This is a genomic window from Mucilaginibacter sp. P1_D10 (genome assembly GCF_056406215.1).
Genome location: NZ_JBFUAP010000004.1, coordinates 350,855 through 372,311 on the forward strand (window position 1 = coordinate 350,855; position 21,457 = coordinate 372,311).

Annotated in this window: 16 protein-coding genes; 4 read left to right on the forward strand and 12 right to left on the reverse strand. The window is 44.7% G+C overall.

All coding sequences use genetic code 11. The features are described 5' to 3' along the window. Positions 1-789: 789 nt before the first annotated feature. A complete protein-coding gene (locus tag AC1DYT_RS08340; RefSeq protein ID WP_477469247.1) occupies positions 790-5,106 on the reverse strand; it encodes a hybrid sensor histidine kinase/response regulator in 4,317 nt (1,438 codons plus the stop codon). Between the two features lie 217 nt (positions 5,107-5,323). Here AC1DYT_RS08340 and AC1DYT_RS08345 point away from each other — a divergent pair, with 217 nt between their 5' ends. Further along, positions 5,324-5,509 (forward strand): hypothetical protein, encoded by a 186-nt coding sequence (locus AC1DYT_RS08345; RefSeq protein WP_477469163.1) that lies wholly within the window; start codon positions 5,324-5,326, stop codon positions 5,507-5,509. Positions 5,510-5,717: 208 nt separating this feature from the next. On the opposite strand, the gene AC1DYT_RS08350 is transcribed toward AC1DYT_RS08345, so the two are convergent. Both AC1DYT_RS08350 and AC1DYT_RS08355 read right to left on the reverse strand, forming a co-directional pair. Then, the gene (locus tag AC1DYT_RS08350) at positions 5,718-6,158 is read right to left on the reverse strand and encodes an SRPBCC family protein (RefSeq protein WP_477469164.1); all 441 of its coding nucleotides are present in this window, start codon (positions 6,156-6,158) and stop codon (positions 5,718-5,720) included. A 42-nt stretch (positions 6,159-6,200) separates the two neighbouring features. Continuing rightward, on the reverse strand, positions 6,201-6,881 hold the full coding sequence (locus AC1DYT_RS08355) for a DinB family protein (protein WP_477469165.1): 681 nt from the start codon (positions 6,879-6,881) through the stop codon (positions 6,201-6,203). 142 nt (positions 6,882-7,023) lie between these two features. Between AC1DYT_RS08355 and AC1DYT_RS08360 the strand changes: the two genes are divergently transcribed. After that, positions 7,024-8,007: a GlxA family transcriptional regulator gene (locus AC1DYT_RS08360; protein ID WP_477469166.1), complete on the forward strand. Its 984-nt coding sequence runs from the start codon at positions 7,024-7,026 to the stop codon at positions 8,005-8,007. Positions 8,008-8,110: 103 nt separating this feature from the next. On the opposite strand, the gene AC1DYT_RS08365 is transcribed toward AC1DYT_RS08360, so the two are convergent. From AC1DYT_RS08365 to rnr, 6 genes are all read right to left on the reverse strand, one after another. Then, complete coding sequence (locus AC1DYT_RS08365) at positions 8,111-9,043, reverse strand: NAD-dependent epimerase/dehydratase family protein (protein WP_477469167.1); 933 nt, start codon at positions 9,041-9,043, stop codon at positions 8,111-8,113. 209 nt (positions 9,044-9,252) lie between these two features. Continuing rightward, positions 9,253-10,866 (reverse strand): M1 family metallopeptidase, encoded by a 1,614-nt coding sequence (locus AC1DYT_RS08370; RefSeq protein ID WP_477469168.1) that lies wholly within the window; start codon positions 10,864-10,866, stop codon positions 9,253-9,255. Next, complete coding sequence (locus tag AC1DYT_RS08375; protein WP_477469169.1) at positions 10,859-11,278, reverse strand: energy transducer TonB; 420 nt, start codon at positions 11,276-11,278, stop codon at positions 10,859-10,861. The genes AC1DYT_RS08370 and AC1DYT_RS08375 overlap by 8 nt, the downstream gene beginning before the upstream one ends. Before the next feature lie 282 nt (positions 11,279-11,560). Continuing rightward, entirely contained in the window at positions 11,561-11,890 is a 330-nt protein-coding gene (locus tag AC1DYT_RS08380) for an energy transducer TonB (protein ID WP_477469170.1), read from the reverse strand. A 99-nt stretch (positions 11,891-11,989) separates the two neighbouring features. Next, positions 11,990-12,964 (reverse strand): polyprenyl synthetase family protein, encoded by a 975-nt coding sequence (locus AC1DYT_RS08385; RefSeq protein WP_477469171.1) that lies wholly within the window; start codon positions 12,962-12,964, stop codon positions 11,990-11,992. A 68-nt stretch (positions 12,965-13,032) separates the two neighbouring features. Further along, positions 13,033-15,174: a ribonuclease R gene (gene rnr, locus AC1DYT_RS08390; protein WP_477469172.1), complete on the reverse strand. Its 2,142-nt coding sequence runs from the start codon at positions 15,172-15,174 to the stop codon at positions 13,033-13,035. Between the two features lie 305 nt (positions 15,175-15,479). Between rnr and AC1DYT_RS08395 the strand changes: the two genes are divergently transcribed. Further along, positions 15,480-16,868, forward strand: coding sequence for a tetratricopeptide repeat protein (locus AC1DYT_RS08395; RefSeq protein ID WP_477469173.1), 1,389 nt, complete (start codon positions 15,480-15,482; stop codon positions 16,866-16,868). Positions 16,869-16,970: 102 nt separating this feature from the next. On the opposite strand, the gene AC1DYT_RS08400 is transcribed toward AC1DYT_RS08395, so the two are convergent. Beyond that, entirely contained in the window at positions 16,971-18,428 is a 1,458-nt protein-coding gene (locus AC1DYT_RS08400) for a PAS domain-containing protein (RefSeq protein ID WP_477469174.1), read from the reverse strand. Between the two features lie 264 nt (positions 18,429-18,692). On the opposite strand from AC1DYT_RS08400, the gene AC1DYT_RS08405 reads away from it, so the two are divergent. Further along, positions 18,693-19,388 carry a DUF92 domain-containing protein gene (locus AC1DYT_RS08405; RefSeq protein ID WP_477469175.1) on the forward strand — a complete coding sequence of 232 codons (696 nt, stop codon included), beginning with the start codon at positions 18,693-18,695 and terminating at the stop codon, positions 19,386-19,388. Here AC1DYT_RS08405 and AC1DYT_RS08410 read toward each other — a convergent pair. Beyond that, positions 19,381-20,637, reverse strand: coding sequence for an aspartate kinase (locus tag AC1DYT_RS08410; RefSeq protein ID WP_477469176.1), 1,257 nt, complete (start codon positions 20,635-20,637; stop codon positions 19,381-19,383). The two genes, AC1DYT_RS08405 and AC1DYT_RS08410, sit on opposite strands and share 8 nt — an antisense overlap. Next, positions 20,624-21,454 (reverse strand): DUF3298 and DUF4163 domain-containing protein, encoded by an 831-nt coding sequence (locus AC1DYT_RS08415; RefSeq protein ID WP_477469177.1) that lies wholly within the window; start codon positions 21,452-21,454, stop codon positions 20,624-20,626. The genes AC1DYT_RS08410 and AC1DYT_RS08415 overlap by 14 nt, the downstream gene beginning before the upstream one ends. Positions 21,455-21,457: the final 3 nt, after the last annotated feature.

A 21,457-nucleotide genomic window follows, 5' to 3' on the forward strand; every position in this document is an offset into this window, starting at 1 on the left:
ATGGTCCCGAAGCAATCAGCGTTAGCAAACAATGGTAAATCTTGGTTCTCTGAGGATAAAGATACATCAGCGTTGTACGGATAACGACAGCGTCGACTTCCCCTCGGGAGGATGGCGAGTTCAAAGGTCCGCAAGTATGCCCTAACCGGAATTCCGCAAGGAACGATGGATAGATCAGCGCTACAGGCGGCATTGAAGGAGAGGCCTCCGCAAGGAGACTGACAAAGTCTGCATCAGGTGCCAACATTTGAGTCGTCAGCATTCGCAGGAATAATGATACATCAGCGTTAGCAATTAACAAAGAGGAGAGCGGGCCGGTTAAAACTACACAAAACTTGATGCTCACGGGCGGCTATGGCCAAACGGGGGTTAGGAAACGGAAGTCGATTCGCAAGAGGAGGCTTCCGTTTTCCTGTTTTAAGGGATTTTTTCAAGATCTCGTAAAAAAAACGGATCAAGCAGAAAAGTTGGGGGAAATGGGAAAAAATAGTTGCTTTGCGTTTTATTAACTACTATTTCACCCGACAGCTTTGCCGAACGCTCACGAAACCCTTGTCCGCCTGATCCTGCCTGAAGGCATTTTAGAATATTTCGAACTCACTGACGTATCCCATTCCGAAAACGGGCAGTTTAATATTTACCTGGAAGAGAAAAGCCTGCCGCCTTTACCAATTGGTCTGCAACTTTTTTTGCCATGTTAATTTTGATTATCTCCGTATAGCTTAACCAAATTACAGGGCAAGGGCTTTTATTTTATCCCCTATTGCAGATAAATATTTCACAACCCAATCAGGCTTTTTGTTTATAAGTAGCCGAAACATTTTTTAACATATCGATGATCTCCTTCAGCTTCATGGGTTTGGCTATATAGTTATCCATGCCGGCCTGCTGGCATATTTCTTTATCTTCTGACATCGCATTAGCCGTCATGGCAATAATATAGGGTTGCGGCCTGCTGCTTTTTCTGATGTTGGCAGTTGTTTCCAGGCCATCCATCTCGGGCATTTGTATGTCCATTAGCACCACATCAAAATCATTTTCCTCCAGCTCATTCAAAGCTTCAACTCCGTTTTGAACCATCCCTGGCTCATAGCCCAGCTTATTTAAAATGCGCTGTATCAATTTTTGATTTACAGGATTATCTTCGGCAACCAGTATCTTAAGCGGGTTTTGCACTGCAAAATCAACCGAAAGTATTTGTTTGCTTTTATCTTCAAACAGCGGGTTGTTATTGTTCAAATTTAAAGCCGCTTGCAGGCTATTAAATAAGTACTGTTGCTTAACAGGCTTTGTTAAAATGGCCGCAAATAATCCCGGAAACTTCTTCCTGCTCTCATCGCCTATCGAACTGAGCATAATAACAGGTATTAGCGGGTTAATGCTTTTTACCGCTTTGGTTAAGCCCACACCGTCCATCTCAGGCATCTCCATATCGGTAATAACCAGATGTGTGCTGCTGTCTGTTAACAATTGATTAAGGGCATTTTTGGCCGAAGTAGTTGCTGTAGCCTTCATCCCCCAGTTTTCAAGCTGGCTTTTCAAAATTTTAAGGTTTGTTTTATTATCATCTACAATTAATACCTCTATTCCTTCAAAACCGACGGTGGTATAAATATCATCACGGGGAGCTTTGGCATTGCTTACACCGGCATTAATAGTAAAATTAAAAACCGAACCTTCTAAAGGCAGGCTTTGAACCCATATTTCTCCGCCCATAAACTCAACGAATTTTTTACTGATTACCAAACCAAGCCCGGTACCTCCATATTTTCGTGTGGTTGAAGAATCTACCTGGCTAAATGGCTTAAATAAATTTGACAACTTATTTTGCGGAACACCAATACCGGTATCTTTCACACTAAAACCTATTAGTATATTACCGTCATGAGCTTTGGATGCCGCAAATACTCTTATAAATATTTCGCCTTTCTCGGTAAATTTTATGGCATTACCTACCAGGTTTATCAATACCTGTTTAAGCCTAAGCTCGTCGCCCACAATGCATGCTGGTACGTCTGTATCAATTTCATAAATTAAATCAATATGTTTTTCGGCAATTTTGGTCGAGAACACATCCATCACATTTTCTATGCTTTTTCGAAGCACAAAATCCTCGTGTTCAATTTCAATTTTCCCCGATTCTATTTTAGAAAAATCGAGAATATCGTTGATCACGCTCAGTAAGCTTTCGCCGCAATTGATAATCGTATCGGTATACTCGCGCTGCTCGCTGTCAAGGTTAGTTTCGGCCAGTAATGATCCCATTCCGATAACACCATTCATTGGTGTGCGTATCTCGTGGCTCATGGTGGCCAAAAAAGTACTTTTGGCCATGTTGGCTTTTTCGGCTTCCTCGCGGGCCAAATATTCCTGGTGTTTTTGTTCGGTAAGCTGCTGGTTAACCACTTTCAGATCATCAGCCTGCTCAAGCAGTTTATCTGATTTTGTAGTTAATTCGGTATTCAATGAATGTAATTCTTCTGATTGTGCCTGCAGTTCCTCGGCCTGTGCCTGTAGCGCTAATGATTGCGTCTGCAGTTCTTCGGCTTTATTGGCAATATCGGCAGTGCGTTCTTTTACCTGCTTTTCAAGTTCTATCTTTTGCTTGTTGATACTGTTGATACGGTGCCGGTAATAGGAATAAATGCCGGCAATAAAGGTTAGCCCGGCTAAAATCCGGAACCAAAGCGTTTGCCAGTACGGAGGTGTAATTGTGATTTGAACCGACGCATACTTTGGGTTCCAAAAACCATCGTTATTTGATGCTTTTACCCTAAATGTATAAGTACGCGGATCAAGATTGGTGTAAGTAGCTCTTTTTGTGGCATCGGCAGTTGTCCAGCTCGTATCAAATCCTTCCAACTTGTACGCATAGCTGTTATTTTCGGGTATTACATAATTAAGGGCGTTAAATTCAAAAGTAAGCGACGTTTGCCTGTAGTTTAAATGTAGCTGCCTGGTTAAAGAAATATCGATTTTTAATATCGAATCCTTTTGGCCCGGAACGACGGTTTTATTGAAAATTTGAAGCCCGGTTATAAAAACGGGCGGAAGAAAGGTGTTGATTTTGATATTTTTAGGATAAAAAGTGGTGAGCCCTTTGGTGCCGCCAAAAAACATTTCGCCATCTTTTGCCCTTAAAAACGAATTGGATTCAAATTCAATCCCTTGCAGCCCGTCATTAATATTAAATTTTTTGTAGGTATGTTTATCAGGATTGAACATCGACAGGCCATCATTAGCCGATACCCATAGATTGCCAAACTCATCTTCGGTTATACCTTTAATCATATCGTCAAATTCTCCCGCCTTCTTACTGTAGCGCGCAAACGATTTTTTTGCCGCATCAAAAAGATACAAGCCTGATTGCCCTATCCACAGGCGTCCTTTATGGTCGGTAAATATTACCCTGATATCGGGTTTCTTGGCAAATTCATTAAAATAGTGCGAGAAGCGCCTGGTTTTTAAATTATAGCAGTTTAAACCGCCGTCGTCGCCGCCAAACCAAACGTTGCCCGCTTTATCTTCGTTAATTATAAATACGTTGTTACCCAAAAAACTGGTAATCCCATCCGGGTCTTTAGTAACGCGCCTAAATTGATTGGTTTTAGCATCGAGCAGGTTAAGGCCGCCCGCGAAAGTACCCACCCATATGTTTCCTTTGCTATCCTGAAAGGTTTTAAACACCATATCCGAACTGATTGTTGTTTTATCATTCGGATTGTTTTTAAAACGGGTAAATTTTTTGCTTCCCGGACGGAGCAGGTTTAGCCCACCGGCCCATGTACTTATCCATAAATTCCTATCCCTGTCTTCGGTAATATCAAGCACCGCATCAGACCCAATACTGGCCGGGTTGGCCTCGTTGTACCTAAAGTGTTTAAAGGTCGCTTTTTTTCGGTTAAAAAGATTTAGCCCGCCCCCATCGGTACCAATCCAGATATTGCCCTTACTGTCTTCGCAAAACGATTTAACATCACTGAAACTTAAACTATTGGCATCTTTTTCCTGCCGGTAAACATTAAACCTGTTGGCCGCAGGTGTATAAAGGCAGATGCCTCCGCGGCCTGTGCCCACCCATAAGTTGCCCTGGTTATCTTCAAATAAGCCCGATGCCGAAAGTTGGGCCAAGCTGGTTGGATCATAAAATTTATGTTTATAATGATAAAAACTATCGTCTTCCGGATTATAAAGGTTAAGCCCCCCGTTTATAGTTCCTATCCAAACATGGCCCTCGTGGTCAATAAGCAAACCCTCAATCGTTATCTCGTCGCTCGATAGGCTACCTTCTGATCCCTGGATATGTTTATATTGTTTAAAAGAATTGTATTGCGGGTCAAAAACCAGTACCCCGGCGTTTTTGGTAGAAAGCCAAAGTTTGTTATCATGGGCTTGCTGTATACCTTCTATCTGGTTGGCTATGTTGCCAAATTTATTTTTAAACAGGCTGAATTTTTTTGTTTGGCGGTTATACAAATTTAAACCCGAGTCGGTGGCTATCCAAAGCCTATTCTGCCTGTCTTCAAAAATGTAATTAACAGCTCCCGCGCTAATGCTGCTGCTATTTTTTTTGTGGTGTATAAAATGTGTGAATTGTTTTGTTTGACGGTTAAACATGTCAAGATAACCATCTTGAAAAGCAACCCACAGGGTATGCTGGCTATCTTCAAAAATACAGGCTACCAGCCCCCCGCTAACGCTATTACTATTTTTACCATCGTGATTATAACGTGTAAATGAATTACTATATGGATTAAAACTATTTAGCCCGTTTAATGTGCCTATCCATAAAACTTTGTTGCTGTCTTCATAAATATACCGGATCACGTTATCACTCAAACTATGTTTATCGCCTGGTATGGTGCGGTAAATTTTCATTTGCTGCCCGTCGTACTGGTTTAAACCATCCTGCGTACCAAACCACATAAAGCCCCGGCTATCCTGCCTGATTGCAAATACATAACTGTTTGACAGGCCCTGCTCTATGCTGATTTGCTTGAATTTTATTTCGGGCGCTTGTGTTTTACCAATTGAGGGGTATAAAAGGTACGCAAGCGCAGCAAACCCGCGAACCAAATATGTAAACCATCTGCTCGGTTTAATCATCACTCTATAAAGGTTTTTGTTGGGTTTAGCTATCTATTGCTTTTTATACGATTGCTTTTAAGTAAAGTTGGCATTAAGTAACCTTACATATAATAAAAATTTGACGCACAAGATATATAAGCAAATTAAAATCAGTTCATACTATTGTATTTAATAATAATTTCATGACGCGCATAGTCGTTATAGCTTACAAACCAAGCCCGGCAAAGCCGCGGCATTGAAAGACCTTACCAAAACTCACGTGCTGCGCTTAAAAGCCGAAGGACTGGTTACCAGCCGTGAAGCCGTAATTATAGAAGCCGCCAATAGCACCGTTATAGAAGTTTTTGAGTCGCTATCGGCAGAGTTGAATTTACAGCTAATAAAGAGCGGTGCGGCATTCGTGGTGACTAGCGTCTGGTAAATGTGTAACTAAAAGATAATCAAATGAATAGGGAGGGGGTTACAATCTCTACCTCCCCGCCAAGCTTGATAACAAACAACATCAAAGGCCTGTAAATTGTATGATTTACAGGCCTTTTTGCTTTTAGACTTGAGCGCAAAAAATTAATTGGTTAAGCGCTTACCGAGAAAAACTGGATCAAGCAGAATTTCCTTCGACCCATTAATAATCAACCACCTAACACGTCCGGATTCCCCTTGCCGGTAGTTATTAAGTTGTGCAAGCTTTGCAGATAGTAATTCCAACCGCCACTGCAACCTTCGTAACAAGCCAACGCGGGCACCAGGCCTATATGGGTAAACCGCAGGATTGTCTCCCCGTCTTTTTCATCGATATCAAATACCACTGTGGTGCCGGTCCATTCGGTTTTATCGTCTACAAAATTGATGCTGCTATCCGTAGTTAGCCATACAACCTTCTTAGCGGGGATAACTTCCGTTAGGCGGTGCCGACTATAGTGCACTTCTTTATGGCGGTAATTGAATTCATCGCCCAACTGTTTCGAATCGCCTTCAAGGCTTTCAGACCACCAGCCGCGTACATTGGTTACTGCATCGAACACCTGCTGCGGTGTTTGGGTAACGGTGAATGAAATTGTAAAATCTGTCATGATTTTTATCTAGTTTGCCAGGTTAACAAGAAAAGTGTACAATTAATTCTTCGGGAAATCCATGCTGTTTTTTACCTCGTCCATTTGTTGGGTATGCCTGTTGCTATGCGCTGCGATAAGCAAAATAAACTGGTAGCTATCGTAGGTGCCAAGAGGTAATACTGCTACATGGTTGCGCAGATCCTGCTGTGTGTTTTTAACAAAGGCAATTAGTTTTTCACGATTCTCTTTAAAAGCTTTCAGTGCTTCGGCTACCGTTTTATAAGGTGAGTTTGCCGGCTCCAGCGCTGCGAAGGTTTTCGATTTATGCGAGCGGTCTTCCACGGCTGTTACCAATTGCGCATCGGTGAATTTTATTCCATCCCTTTTGTCGGGATTTGCAGGTTGTTTCAATACGGCATCCGCCATCTCCCAAAGTTCTTTTTCGGCTGCGGCGATATGTTTAACGCAATCTTCTACGCTCCATTTATCGGCAGCGGGCTTGTATTGCATTTGTGCTTCGGACAATCCTTTTATGGAGCTGAAAACGCCTGCTTCTGTTTGTGTTAATAGTGTGATGGCATATTCCCTTTCCTGGGGTGTGAGCTGGTCTACTTCGGTTGTAATGTATGCCGTTGTCATCATTGTCGGTTTTTGTTGGTTTGTTTTTTTTGGCTGATATTCGTTTTTGCCGGCACTAAGGCCAAGCAATGCCATTGAAAGGCAAAGGGTTGTATTTCTCATTGTTTTGCAGATATGTTTAATATTACCGGTCGATATAACAAATATACTATCCAAACGGGAATGAAACTGGGTGTTATTTAGACAACATGACGGGTTGATTTAGACATATGCAAACCATTATCTTTACGGTAAAGCAATCGTTATGAAACACCTTACTATCATTGTGCCTAATGGCGAGAATAACCTCAGCAGTATTGTGGGGGCCTATAAGATTTTTACCCGCGCCAATGCTTATCGCAAAGAACTTGGTAAAAAGGAAGTATTTCAGATAGAACTGGCCGGCATCTCCAACGAGGTGGACTTTTACGGCGGCTTATTTACCGCCAGGCCGCACAAGCATATATCGGCAATCGGCAAAACCGATCTGATTATTATCCCTTCCCTCAATCATAACTACCAGCAAGCCATAACAGCTAACGGTGAATTGATTGAATGGCTTGGCAAGCAATACCGCAACGGCAGCTGTGTAGCCAGCATCTGTACCGGGGCCTACCTGCTGGCGACCGCGGGTTTGTTAGATGGCAAAAGCTGCTCTACGCACTGGTCGGCTGCCAACCAATTGAAACAGCTTTATCCAAAAATCAACCTGCAAACCGACCAACTCATTACCGATGAGGAGGGTATTTATACCAACGGAGGTGCTTATTCTTTCCTTAACCTTATCCTTTACCTGGTGGAAAAATACTATGACCGCGAGACGGCCATTTTTTGCTCAAAGGTGTTCCAGATTGAGATGGACAGGCATAGCCAATCGGCCTTTATTATTTTTAAAGGGCAGCGCACGCATACCGATGAGCTAGTGAAAAAGGCTCAGGCGTATATAGAGAGCAATCCGGAGGAAAAGATATCTGTGGAAGAACTGGCTGCAAGCTTTTCCGTTGGCCGGCGCAACTTCGATCGCAGATTTATAAAGGCAACCGGCAATACGCCCTTAGAGTACGCGCAGCGGGTTAAAGTAGAGGCAGCAAAAAAAGCCTTCGAAACCAGCCGCAAAGGGGTTAACGAAGTAATGTACGAGGTAGGCTATGCCGATTTGAAAGCTTTTAGAGAGGTGTTCCGGAAAATTACCGGACTTTCGCCTTTAGAATACCGGAGCCGCTACAACAAGGATTTGGCAATGGGGTAGCTGTAAAATAAACAGCTACCCCAAATTTCTCTTTTACTTGCCCTTTTTAGGTTTTCCTCTTAAATGCCGATCTAAAATGCCACTATATTTTAGTGAGCAATTTTCAACAATTATTCAAGGTTTCTTTCGCCGCAATAAACGTAATCCCTAAATCCGTTTTAGCTAAGGTATTATCATAAACAATTACCGCCTCAGCCACTGGGGGCTGTTGGTTAAGCATGAGGCTGATATCTGATACCCTATAGGTTTCGCCGGATAGCAAATAGTTTTTGCCATGCAGGCCTTTTATAGTGGCAGCCTTGAATATGCCTTCGGCTACGTCGCGAACATCCACCAGGGCAAAGGGCACATCGGCGGTGAACAGGAACTCTACGAAGGAGTTTGGTTTTATTTGGTTTTTGAACAGGAATTGCAGGCCCATGGAGGTAGAATCTTCGCGGCCCGATAAGGCCTTGCCCGTAACAAATACCGGCGAAACGCTAACAATTTCGAAGGGCAAATCGGGGTTATCGGCTGTGAACTTCCTTACGGCCTGATCGGCCAGGAATTTTGCTTGTGCGTATGGGTGATCGGCTTCGCCGTAATATGGGGTGTCATTTTCAGAGAATATATGGTCGGCCGGGTAGGTGGCAGGGTTCAACGGGTACGAGGTATTCCATGCGGCTACCGATGCTATGAACACCACCTTTTTTATGCCGGGCGCAGCCTTTATTACTTCTAAAAAGTTTTGCGTCCCCTTTACGGTTGGCTCGAATAATTGGGTCTGTGGATCCTGCACATCCAAAATAAAGGGCGTACCACCATGTACGATGATGCTGCAACCCGATGCAAAATCTTTGATGCTGTCGGCCTGCATCAGGTCAAGCGCGACGATTTCGAGGTTTTCCGCACCATCGAACGCTTTTAGGTGTTCGTATTTGCTGTGGTTGCCGATATCGGTAGACGATACCTTTACCTTGTAGCCCTGCTCTAAAAAAAGTTTGGTTACGTAGCTGCCGATAAAGCCGGAGCCACCGATGATGCCTGCTGTTTGCATGATGATTTAATGTATTAAGGTTAAAATTGGTATGGTAAAGCTAACATTATTATTACCATAGTTTACCAATGCAGATTAATATTAAAAAACCTAAAACAAAATCAGCAAGATGAAATCCTTTTAAAATTCCATACCATAATCAGATAGCGGCCGCCCTGAAAAAAGCGAAGGGCCCGTTTAGGGCCCTGCTGAGAAGCTATTTTTACCTTTTATTCATATATCACCCGCTTAAAATACCAGCCATCCGCATCTATAACCGGCATGGTTTTGCTGGCTATAGTGATGCCCTTGCTATCAATTACCAAACGCTGCGTGCCGGCATCGGTAGCAATATCTACAGGCAGCGGCATGCTGATGTTGTTGAGCTTTACCAGGTATTTGTTATCGCCCCGCGCGGGTGTAACGCTTATCTCCAGTTTATCGGTAGTGCGCAGGAACATATCGAACAACGGTTTAAGGCTTTTGCCATAGGCGGCGCTGAAGTATTGCTCCACATCGTCGGTATTGTTGAGGTTGCTGTAGGTGTGCTTAGGGTCGGTAGCGAAACCTTTGAGGGTAGGGAAGAAGAGACTATCGCCCATTACGTAGTTGATGGTGTGCATAAAGAAAGCGCCCTTGCTGTAGATGTCGCCGTTGTAGGCCGATTCCTCGTCGATATCTTTACCCAATACTATTGGCTGTTTGTTTTGGATGCCCTTTACCGATTTTTGGAACAGCTTGATATAAGCCGGCTTCCCCGCAAACTCCAGGGTGAACAGTGCGTCGGCGTAGCTGCCTATGCCTTCGTGTATCCAGTAGTCGGCCCAATCGATAGCGGTGATTTTGTTACCCCACCACTCGTGCCCAAACTCGTGGTGCAGCAGCCAATCGTAATCCTGCGTGCCTACGCGTACGTACCTGAATTTATTGCCATAGGCCACCATGCTTTGATGCTCCATGCCCAGGTGCGGCGTTTCTACCAGGCCCACTTTCTCTTTAGCCCAGGGGTATTCGCCAAAGTATTTTTCTTTTTCGTGGATGGTTACCTCGAACATATCCATCAGCTTATCGGCTTTATCGGCATGTTCTTTCAGTACGTAGAATTGGATGGGTACGATATTGCCGGCCACGCTTTTGTAGCTGCGTTGCACCAGCTTATAATCACCTACGTTGAACAGGATGCTGTAATTGTTGATGGTGTAATTGGTTTTCCAGTGGAAGGTGGCTTTTTCGCCCTTCTTTTTGGTGCTTACCAATAACCCCGGACCGGCCACTACCAAATCTTTCGGCACGGTGATAATCAAATCCACGCCTTCGTTCGGTTCATCTGATGGGTGGTCTTTACAAGGGAAGTACACCTTGCCGCCCGTGCCCTCGGCGGTAATAGCCAGCCAGTTGTGGCCGGTAGAATCTTTTGTAAAGGTAAATCCGTCGTCCCATGGCGGGCGCACGGCAATGTGCGGCTTGCCGCCATACACCACTTTAACGCTGGCTTTGCCTGCTGCCAATTCTTTCACCGTATTGATGGTGATCATGTTGTTTTTGTAGGTAAAAGGTTCTTTCTTGCCATTTACCAAAATCGAACTGACGTTAAGCGAATCCAGCAAATCAAACTGCAGTACGTGCGTTGGCTTTGCGGTGATGATATCGATAGATGCGTAGCCATCAATCGTTTTCTGCTCGAAATTTACATCCAGCGCAATGGTGTAATGCCGAACATCCATATTGGCCTGCTCGGGTTTTAGTTTTCCGCCGGATGTTGTTTTGTTTTGGGCAGAGGCTGTAAGGCCAATTGTGCTAATTGCCAGGGCAACAGCGAACGTTTTTAAAAATATTCTAGTCATTATCAAAATTGAATGAAACAGGAAGTGAATATTGAACCCTGACTGGCCGACCGCCCTGTATACCGGGCTTCCAGGCTGGTAGCATCGCTATCAGTCGTAAAGCTTCGGCATCCGTTTCGGCTGACAGGCTTTTAACAACTTCTATATCAGTTAAGCTGCCGTCTCTCTCCACAACAAAACTTACAATTACCTTCCCCCGCACATTATCATCCAACGCTTTTGCAGGGTATTTTAAATTCCTGGCCAGGAAACGCATTAGTTTTTCCGGCCCCCCTTTAAATTCGGGTAGGACATCTACAGGTTTAAATACCTGGGCGGTGTCTTTTACGCTTTTTACTGTATCAACCGTTTGAGCTTTCGCAGCAAACATTGCCGCGCAGAAAAGTAAGGTGAGGTATAATTTTATTTTCATTTTTATATTATCTTAATTGAGCGTTATTTTAAGCTAAAAACAATTGGTAATGTCATTCGATAGCTGGCCGGTGCGCTACGTTTTGCCAAAAGTTTTAAGCAGTGGCAGCAATAGCCATCGCCACCAAAAAGGCATATAGGTTTCTTTTCATTTAATGCTGAATAGGTTAGGCAAGTTAAGCATTACAGGGTTTCAAAATCAAGGCGTATCATAAATAATACACCTGCCGATAAATTATTCACCCGGCAGGCCGGAAGGTTCGGCATAAGCTTTTACCACTTTTTAGGACTGTCTAAAGCCAATGGGTATTGAAAATTGTACGCGTACGGGTTTGCCGTTTTGCGTACCGGGCGTCCAGGGCGGCGATATGCCCATCACCCGCAATGCTTCCTGGTTTATTTCGGGCGATACGCTTCTTAATATCGTTAAGCCCGAGAGCGTTCCATCTTTCTCTACCACAAAAGTAAGGATTACCGTACGTTCGGTATGGTCTTGAAGAGCTTGTTTGGGATATTTAATGTTCTTATTTAAGAATTTGGTAAAAGCCGAAACGCCTCCCTTGAATTCGGGAATTGTTTCAACGCGTTGAAACACCGGGTTGGTATCCAACATGACTTTGCTCGTAGTTTGGGCACTTGTGGTTGCACAATAGACGCTCGTCATTAAGATAACGATGCATATACGCAAAAATATTTTCATACCCTAAATATACTAATATTCCCTTACCAGCAAGCCATCCGCAAAATCGCGGAGGTATTGTTTGCTGTCTTCGGGCAGGTTGATTTGCTCCAGGGCTTTGAAGGCTTTTTCGGCATAGGCCTGCATTTCCTCTTCGGCATACTGGCGAACGTTTACCTTGTTGTAAATTTCGGTAACGGCAGCCACTTTTTCTGCAGCGTCGAAGGTGATGAAGGTTATCCAGCGCTGTAGTTCTTCGGCATCGAAGCCTTGCACCAGTTCCAATGCTTTTATCAGCAGGTAAGTTTTTTTGTTGGAGATGATATCGCCGCCAACCTGTTTGCCAAATTTTAATGGGTCGCCGTACACGTCTAAAATATCGTCCTGTAGCTGAAAGGCAATACCCAGGTTTACGCCGAAATCGGATAGTAAGTCCGCATCCTTATCATCTGACTCGCCGATGAGCGCGCCTATCTTTAAGGCACCACCCAGCACAACGGCCGTTTTAAGGCGTATCATGTTGATGTATTCTGCAATGCTGATATTATTGCTCGTCTCGAAGGTCATGTCCAGCTGTTGGCCTTCGCAAACGCCTACAGCGGTTTCGTTAAAGATATCCAATACGCGGCGCAGGATGTTATCGCGCACCTGCATCATCAGCTTATAGCCTTCTATCAGCATTACGTCGCCGCTCAGGATAGCTACGTTCTGGTTCCATTTTTCGTGCACTGTGGCGCGGCCACGGCGTATGGGGGCATTATCCATAATATCGTCATGCATCAACGTGAAGTTATGGAACACCTCTATGGCCATGGCAGGGGGAAGGGCCGCTTCCACATCGCCACCGAATAAATCGCAGGCCATAAGTAAAAGGGCAGGGCGCATGCGTTTGCCGCCGATAGATAAAATATAGCTTATCGGCTCGTACAGTTCGGCCGGGTAAGCCGGGTATTTTAGTTTTTCTACGGAGGTTGCAATAAGGGATTGCAGGTCTTCGAGTTTTCTCATTTCGGGTTTATTGGCGATTGGATTTATAGATACCTATTCAACTAATCGCTAATTCACTAAATCAATAATTAATTGGTTACTAAGCTAAAATCTATTTGTTTCTTGGTAAGATCTACATTTTTCACCCTGATGTTCACCTCATCGCCAAGCTGGTAAACTTTCTTTTTGCGCTGGCCGATGATGGCATAGTTCTTCTCGTCCAGGGTGTAAAAATCGTCACTGATATCACGCAGGCGTATCATGCCTTCGCATTTGTTCTCGATGATCTCTACATACATACCCCATTCGGTAACGCCCGAAATAATGCCGGTAAATATGTTGCCCACCTGGTCTTTCAGGTATTCAGCCTGTTTGTATTTAACCGAAGAGCGTTCTGCATCAGCAGCTTTCTTCTCCATCAGCGAGCTGTGCTTGCACAGTTCCTCATAATGGTCGCCATTTACGCTTTGGCCGCCATTAAGGTAATGAAATAGCAGCCTATGCACCATCACATCGGGGTAACGGCGGATAGGCGAGGTAAAGTGTGTGTAATGATCGAACGCCAAACCGTAATGGCTGGATGTTTTGGTGGTATAAATAGCCTTCGCCATGGAGCGGATTGCCAGATGGGTAAGCACGTTCTGCTCTTTTTTGCCTTCCACATCCTCCATTAAATAGTTGAGCGATTTGGCAATCTCCTTATCAGATTTGGTGTTGATTTTATACCCGAACCTTGCCGCAAACTGCGCAAAGTTGGCCAGCGCATCGGGCTTGGGCGAATCGTGCGCGCGGTAAACAAAGGTATATTTATGCTTGCCTTTGCCCATTTTGCTCACGTGTTCGGCCACTTTTTTATTGGCCAACAGCATGAAGTCTTCTATCAACTTATGCGCATCCTTGCGTTCTTTAACGTAAACGCCGGTGGGTTTACCCGTTTCATCCAGCTTGAATTTCACTTCAGTAGTCTCGAAGCTGATGGCACCTGCTTTGAACTTGCGTTCGCGCAACTTATAGGCCAGGGCGTTCAGCGTTTCTATTTCTTCGGGGTAATCGCCGGTTTTGGTTTCGATAACTTCCTGCACCTCTTCGTAAGTAAAACGCCTATCGCTGTGGATAACGGTTTTACCGAACCATTGCTCGATGATATTGGCGTCTTCGTCCATTTCAAACACCGCAGCAAAGCAAAGTTTATCTTCTTTTGGGCGAAGTGAGCAAAGTCCGTTAGACAGCCTTTCGGGCAGCATAGGTATCACCCTGTCAACCAAATAAACAGAGGTACCGCGTTCATAAGCTTCCTTGTCTAAAGCCGAATCGGGGATGATGTAGTGCGATACATCGGCAATGTGTACACCGATTTCGTAGTTGCCATTATCCAGCTTTTTATAGGAGATGGCATCATCAAAATCCTTAGCATCGAAAGGGTCGATGGTAAAAGTAAGCGTATTGCGAAAGTCCTTGCGTTTGGCGATTTCTTCTGCAGAAATCTCGGCTGGTATCTCTTCAGCATCCTTCTCCACTTCGGCAGGGAAAGAGAGCGGGAAGCCATACTCAGCCAAAATGGCGTTCATTTCGGTATCGTTCTCGCCCTGGTTGCCCAAAACATGCTTGATGCGGCCTATCGGGTTTTTGGCTCCTGCCGGCCAGTCGGTAATCTCTGCAACGGCTTTGATGCCGTTCTTGGCACCGTTAAGGTCGGGGATTGGGATGAAGATGTCGTGCATCATCTTCCTGTCGTCGGGCACAAAGAAGGCAAAGCGCTCGGATAGTTTTACCACGCCGGTAAACTCCATCTTGTTGCGTTGCAATATCTCTATTACTTCGCCCTCCTGGCGCTTGCCCTTGCTTATGGCGTACACGTAAACCTTTACGCGGTCTCCGTTAAGTGCGTTGCGCAGTTTGCGCGGTGCCACGAAGATATCAGTTTCTGCGGGGTCGTCGGTAACGATGAATGCTGAGCCATCGTTAGTGAGATCCACCTTGCCCTCTACAAAGGTCTTGAGTTCCAGCAACTGGAACTTGCCTGGTGAGATTTCTTTTAAAACGCCTTTGAAGGCTTCATCTTTTAATACATCAAATATCACCTCGCGGGCGTCAGGATCGCGCACGTTGAGTTTGGCCGAAACCTGTTTATGGTTGAGCGGCGTATTGCCATTTTGTTCGAATATATCCAGCACCATTTGCGTAAGCACCTGGTTGATGGATGAATTGCCTTTTTTCTTCTTTTTAGACATAGGTAGTAGCTAACGCTGCTAAGATACGGAAAGTACCGTTAGGGAGGATTAATTTGGCGAACTAGACACGATTTTACCACAACGTGCGCAAAGGATTTCCAAATTGATGAACACAAAGGGCACCAAGATTTGCAAACCATTTATTTTTTTTGGTTGGGTATCTAAATGACAGATGGCCATGCTCCGTGGCCTCTGTGTTTTTTGCCTTCGCTCCTGTGTTAAAATAACCATAACGAAGTTTAATTATTTATTAATGATTTTTCCTAGATTTAGATGCATCCAAATATTATGCTTGCTAATACCCTATGACCGCTGTCACACAACGTTTATTCACGATCATTTGTGCCTTAGTGTTCCTGTCTTCATGTGGGCAAATACCGGCGGATAAACCCTTTACAGCATTAAGTTCCAAAGAAATACTGCAACTGATAGATAAAGGCAAAAGCCTGCAGAATGCCCATGCCGACTCGCTTCCGCCTATTGCAGATAAGTTATTCGCCGCTTCGCAAAAAACAGGTAATAAAACCGCGCTGGTGTACAGCGAATTGTTCAGGTCGCATTATTTCTGGATGTCGTCTAAGCACGAGGAATCTATGCACATGGCGGTAAAGTGCCTCGGCGATATCGAGCGGTATAAAATCAACGAAGTTTACCCCTTGCTGTATAGCCTGATCAGCAACCTGCATAAAGAGAACACCAATTACAAAATGGCATTCGAGGCTCAGCAAAAAGCGTTGAAATGGGCAATCGCCAATAAAGATACAGCCATGATCATCGGTTCGCTTAGCCAGAAAGCCATGCTTATCCACGCTATCAGAAAAGTTACTGCCGATCCCGCGCCCGATACTTCTATCAATGTACAAATGCGCGCTTTGAAAATTGCGGAGCAAAGCGATAGATACGAACGCCAGCGGATACCCTTGTACGACAACGTTGGGCAGTATTACCTGGATAATAAAGATTACGATAAAGCCATATTTTATGCCGGGAAGGGCGCAGCCCTGGCAGAAAAGCTAAATCAACTACGGAGTTTGACCTATGGTTACGCCTGGATGGGGCAGGCCTACTTTTTTAAGGGCGAAGAGGAAAAAGGCCTTGGTTACATCAAAAAAGCCATCGAGATAGCTAAAGAAATAAAAGAGCCCTACCGCGAGATGGAACTGTACGAGCATTTGGAAGCCTGCTATTATTCCAAAGGCGATTACAAAACCTCACTTGGGTTAATGTTGCGCGCGCAGCGCATGCGTCAGCAGCTTAAAGTGAAGGAGAACGAAGTGAAGCTGAGCGAACTGCAAATTAAATACGAAACCGCCAAAAAAGATAAGGAACTTGCCGAGATGGACCAGCGCCAAACACGCAGTAACCGGCAGTTGATCGTTACGGTAGCTGGTTGCATGCTGTTCATCGTGTTCAGTATCATTTTGTTTTTGCAGTATCGTATTATTCGTAAGGATAACCAGTTGCGCATCATCAGCAGTTTGCGGAAGGATAAGGCTCTGGAGAATATCGCCTTTATCCAATCGCACGAGCTGCGCAAGCCGTTGGCATCTATACTTGGATTGATTACCGTGATAAAACTAATGGAACATCAGGTAGACCCCGAAGCCCTGGATAAGTTAGAAGAAGCCGGCGAGGAATTGGATACCGCTATACGCTCCATTATCGTGAACGTGGAGGAGGAAGCGAAGGGATAGTTGGTTACGCCCGCCGTGCCAGGTTGTTTTAATGGGCGGTACTTGCCCGTCAATTATTTCATTATAACCATTTTACCGGTAGCCAGGCTATAAACGCTTGCATTAAATTTTAAGGGGAGAAGCCACCTCATCGGTTTTGGTGGATATATGCTTGATGACACCATCAAGCTCCTGAGCCGATATTTCGATATCTGCAAGTACCCCGTTCTTGTCTATCTCGGCGGCATCATAATTTTTGAATACTTCAATCAAACCCATTATCCTGGCCAGCGGCGCGCGTATTACGTGCGATTGCATCCACGCAATATCCTGCAAATGCTTGTTTTGCAGTTCTATAGCCTGTATGTAGTTTTGCCTTTCTGTGATATCTGTGGCCACCACCAAGTGGGTATTTTCCCCACTGAACTGTATAAAGTTGCTTTGCAGGAAAACCTTTATTTTTTCGCCGTTCTTTTTTGATTGCGTAGATATGCCACTATACATTTGGCTTGTGCTATTTACGGTTTGCTCAAAATCGTGCAGGCAATCAATAGGCCACATACGGGTAACATCCATTGTTAAAAATTCATCCAACGTATAGCCATAATGTTTTATTGCAGCAGAGTTTACGTTCAAAAACTTGCGGGAATCGAGGTTAAAAACCCACATAGGCAAAGGGCTGAGATGAAAAAGGTCGCTGTATCGTTTTTCTGAAATGGCCAGGGTTTTCAAATGTTCTTCAAGCTCTTTGTGCATTTGGGTCAATTGCGCCTCGGCAATTTTGGTTTCGGTAATATCAAGGCAGGCTCCTATCATTTTTACCGGGTTATTTTGTTCGTCCGTTTGCACTTTCCCCCACGATTTCAGATAACGCAGCTCTCCGTTTGGCCTTACGATGCGTTCTTCAAATACCACGTCTTGTTTGGTTTGCAATACGCTGCTTATCGTGTTATAAACGTAGGCCCTGTCATCTGGATGAAGCAGTTCCTGATAACCTTCGAAAGTTGCCTTGAACGATGTTTTATCCAGCCCATAAATTGCGTATAGGGTTTCGCTCCAGCTTACTTTGTTTTTAACTACGTCCCATTGCCAATTGCCAAAATTGGCAAGTTCCTGCCCTTGTTGCATCAGCAGCGATGTTTCCCGCAGGCTTTGTTCGGCGCGGGCCTCTTTTTCTTTTATAAGGACGGTTTCGGTAACATCGGTTATGGTATGTATAATATGGGTAACCCCATCCTCATCGTTCAGCAGCAGCTCGTTTTCCGATTGAAAATACCGCTCTTCAAATCCACTTTTATCCTTAATCTTTATATTGTAACAATGCGGTGCAGTGCTCCACTTCTGTTTGTTTTGCAAGGCCTCGCAAAATGCTTGAATTTCGGCATCGCTAACACTGTTTGAGTGCTCTTTTACAAAATCGAAGAAACCCTTTCCAATTACATCTTCTCTTTCTACATTGCGCGCAACCAGATAGGCCAGGTTAACTTCAACTATGGTAAAAACCGGTGCATCCGGCAGTAAAACGATGCCTGGCGATGGGAACTGCTGAAATATTTTGATGAATGTTGAGTTGCCCAGCATATTTATAAAAATCTTTGGTACACCAATTAATAAGCGTGAAGAATAATAAATTAGATTTATATAGCGAATTAAGCCGGGGGATTTAATTCATTGAATAAATATAGGTATTTCTACGTGGTTTTACTAAAACAAAATCCTATTATAAAAGCATAATCATGAAAGGGCCATGATTTTTTTACCCCGTTTTTTGTTGCTGCTTATATGTATTGCATGCAAACATGATGCCCTGTTGCTTTAAAACCTAAAATTGGCTTAATTAGCTACATGCTTGTTGCCAACATTTCCTTTTGTTTAATACTGCCTGTTATACTCGTCCTGGTTTATAAGTTGCGTAAACTTACGCTTGCAGGTACGCTCGCCGGCGGATTGGTTGCGATTAGCATTTTTATTGGTGCAGGAGTAAAGGGGATAGCTTTGCTGGCAACTTTTTTTGTTTTGGCAACGCTGGCCACCGCATGGAAAAAGGCCGCAAAAGGAGAAACGCATACTCAGATACGTAATGCGGCGCAAGTATTGGCTAACGGTGGAGTAGCTGCGGTTGTTGGCTTGCTTATGTTCCTGTTGCCTGCATCCGGTTACCCGTTTGCAGTTTTGTTGGCGGCAGCCTTATCGTCGGCTACGGCAGATACGCTCTCGTCGGAGCTGGGCGTGGTTTATGGGCGGCGGCATTACAACATCATCAGTCTTAAGCCCGATGAAAGGGGTAGGGATGGGGTAATTAGCCTGGAGGGCACGGTGATTGGCCTGGCGGGTTCAACTGCAATCGCAATTGTTTACCTGCTTTTCGCAGGCTGGGGCAATTGTTTTTGGGTAATTATTGCAGCAGGCACTGCAGGCAACCTTTTCGATTCCCTCTTAGGCGCCACGCTAGAGCGCGGGGGCTATCTTAAGAACGATGCCGTTAATTTCCTCAATACGCTTTTTGCGGCCCTTGTTGCCTGGGTATTGTTGCTTATTTAATAACTACCTGCGCGGTATTTCGGTTGGTTTGTTTCATCAAAACGGTTTTGCCTGCTGTTAATTCGGCCAGGGCTTCGTCGGTATAATGGCGCAGGGTTATCAGCGTTAACTCGTCGTTGTACTTCACCTTAAATTGCTGCTTTAGTGCTACCAGCAGTTTTTCGAAACGGCCGGGCACAAGATCTATGCAGGCCGTAAAGCTCAATGCAGAGGTTTGCATCACATTCACCTTTACATGGTTTGCCGCAAACAGGCCGAATATCTCGCTGAGGTGGCTTTCCGAAATAAAGGAGTAATCCTTAGCCGAAACCGATAACAGCACCTGCTTTTGTTTTACGATGATAACCGGTTTGGCAAAGCTGTTGGTCACATTGTCTTTAATAACAGTGCCGGGCGCACCGGGGTCCGTGAAAGGTTTTACCAATAGGGGGATGCCTGCGTTTTGCAGCGGCTTGATGGTTTTTGGATGGATGACGCTTGCACCATAATAAGTCATTTCTATGGCCTCCTGGTAGCTCAGCTCATCGAATTTGACGGTATCGGCAAAATGCTTCGGGTCGGCATTCAGTATGCCGGGTACGTCTTTCCAGGTAGTAACGGATTCGGCAGCTAAGCAAGATGCGATGATGGATGCCGTATAATCAGAACCTTCGCGCCCAAGCGTAGTGGTGAAATTCTCCGATGTGCCGCCCAGAAAACCCTGCGTAACTACAACGCTTTTCTCCAGCATTGCGGGGAGATCCTTCTGGATACTTGCACGGGTTTTATCCCAATCAACCACGCCCTCGCGGTAAGTATTATCGGTATGGATGTAGCCACGCACATCCAGCCATTTGCTGGCAATGCCCTGTTGGTTGAACCAGGCGTTTACGATGCGGGTTGATACCAGTTCGCCGATGGAGACGATTTGGTCGTAAATGAAATCGTAATCATCGTGCGGTTCGTCTTCAATCATCCAGTCAATCTCCACGAAGGTATTGGCTACTTCGTCGAACACCGGGTGCCCCGTCTCGAACAATTCCGACAGGATATGGAAGTGATAAGCCTTTATTTCTTCGAATATCTCATGCACGTCGCCCTCGCCATTTACATAGGCATTGGTAAGCTTTTCCAACGCGTTGGTGGTTTTGCCCATGGCCGATACCACCACCAGCAATTTGTTGCCCGCATAGCGGCTTACTACCTTACCCAAGTTGATCACGCCCGGCGCATCTTTAACAGAAGCGCCTCCGAATTTAAATACCAGCATCTTTTTTTATGTATTGTGCCACCACCGAATGTGGTTTTATAAGTGTTTTTATCTGTGCCCAAGGGATGTCCAGCTCGGTTTGCCCTGCGGCGTAGGATTTTATTTCGTACTCGTTGTATAAGAACCGGATGCCCGTTGGTGTAAACAGGTAGTTTTGGTTGAGGGCGAATTTGTAATCCTCAAAAAAATAGTCCAGTTCAAGTGAGGAGGTATCTTTGAGCTTTTCGTTCTTGCGGAAGATACGTTCGGCCACCTTGCTTAATTGCGCGTATGCGCCGGGCAGCAGGATCTCCTTCAGATAAACGGATTTTTTTGTCTTTGGATTCCAATTAATAAAGGCATCAAAAGCTGAGCCGTGCGCCCCGCCTGAAAAGATATAGCCGCCATATCTAATTGCAATAAGGCAACTGTCCTGATTTACTACCCGGGCATATTCCTGAAGATCAAAGGAAATATTCTTTCGCTCATCTTCTTTTTTAAATTGCTCATAGCTCTTAAAATAGGTGCTTACCATAGCCTGAAGCGACGAATCTGCTTTTTCGTCGCCGTTTACCCACAGGTTTAGCAATCTATTCCTAATAGTGTCGTTTAACGCATCCTGGCCTTTAAAAACCGGATAGCTTATCTCTGCCATAGTGCAAGTACTGTTGGGCCCGGCATTGCAATCTTTCGCACGTTCACGAATAGTTTTCATTTCGTACAAAACCGTATCAGTAAAAATATCAGGTTCAACCTTTGGGGTCGGTTTACCAAACTCGCAAGAGGCTAAAAATATCAGCACAACACCTATCAGCAATACCCCCCTCGTCCCTTTCATCAG

What these genes read in the sequence shown, in the direction of transcription:
- AC1DYT_RS08340 (WP_477469247.1), bottom strand. Translation starts at nt 5,106, where the DNA reads ATGATTAAACCGAGCAGATGGTTTACATATTTGGTTCGCGGGTTTGCT.
- AC1DYT_RS08350 (WP_477469164.1), bottom strand. Translation starts at nt 6,158, where the DNA reads ATGACAGATTTTACAATTTCATTCACCGTTACCCAAACACCGCAGCAG.
- AC1DYT_RS08355 (WP_477469165.1), bottom strand. Translation starts at nt 6,881, where the DNA reads ATGAGAAATACAACCCTTTGCCTTTCAATGGCATTGCTTGGCCTTAGT.
- AC1DYT_RS08360 (WP_477469166.1), top strand. Translation starts at nt 7,024, where the DNA reads ATGAAACACCTTACTATCATTGTGCCTAATGGCGAGAATAACCTCAGC.
- AC1DYT_RS08365 (WP_477469167.1), bottom strand. Translation starts at nt 9,043, where the DNA reads ATGCAAACAGCAGGCATCATCGGTGGCTCCGGCTTTATCGGCAGCTAC.
- AC1DYT_RS08370 (WP_477469168.1), bottom strand. Translation starts at nt 10,866, where the DNA reads ATGACTAGAATATTTTTAAAAACGTTCGCTGTTGCCCTGGCAATTAGC.
- AC1DYT_RS08375 (WP_477469169.1), bottom strand. Translation starts at nt 11,278, where the DNA reads ATGAAAATAAAATTATACCTCACCTTACTTTTCTGCGCGGCAATGTTT.
- AC1DYT_RS08380 (WP_477469170.1), bottom strand. Translation starts at nt 11,890, where the DNA reads ATGTTGGATACCAACCCGGTGTTTCAACGCGTTGAAACAATTCCCGAA.
- AC1DYT_RS08385 (WP_477469171.1), bottom strand. Translation starts at nt 12,964, where the DNA reads ATGAGAAAACTCGAAGACCTGCAATCCCTTATTGCAACCTCCGTAGAA.
- rnr (WP_477469172.1), bottom strand. Translation starts at nt 15,174, where the DNA reads ATGTCTAAAAAGAAGAAAAAAGGCAATTCATCCATCAACCAGGTGCTT.
- AC1DYT_RS08395 (WP_477469173.1), top strand. Translation starts at nt 15,480, where the DNA reads ATGACCGCTGTCACACAACGTTTATTCACGATCATTTGTGCCTTAGTG.
- AC1DYT_RS08400 (WP_477469174.1), bottom strand. Translation starts at nt 18,428, where the DNA reads ATGCTGGGCAACTCAACATTCATCAAAATATTTCAGCAGTTCCCATCG.
- AC1DYT_RS08405 (WP_477469175.1), top strand. Translation starts at nt 18,693, where the DNA reads ATGCTTGTTGCCAACATTTCCTTTTGTTTAATACTGCCTGTTATACTC.
- AC1DYT_RS08410 (WP_477469176.1), bottom strand. Translation starts at nt 20,637, where the DNA reads ATGCTGGTATTTAAATTCGGAGGCGCTTCTGTTAAAGATGCGCCGGGC.
- AC1DYT_RS08415 (WP_477469177.1), bottom strand. Translation starts at nt 21,454, where the DNA reads ATGAAAGGGACGAGGGGGGTATTGCTGATAGGTGTTGTGCTGATATTT.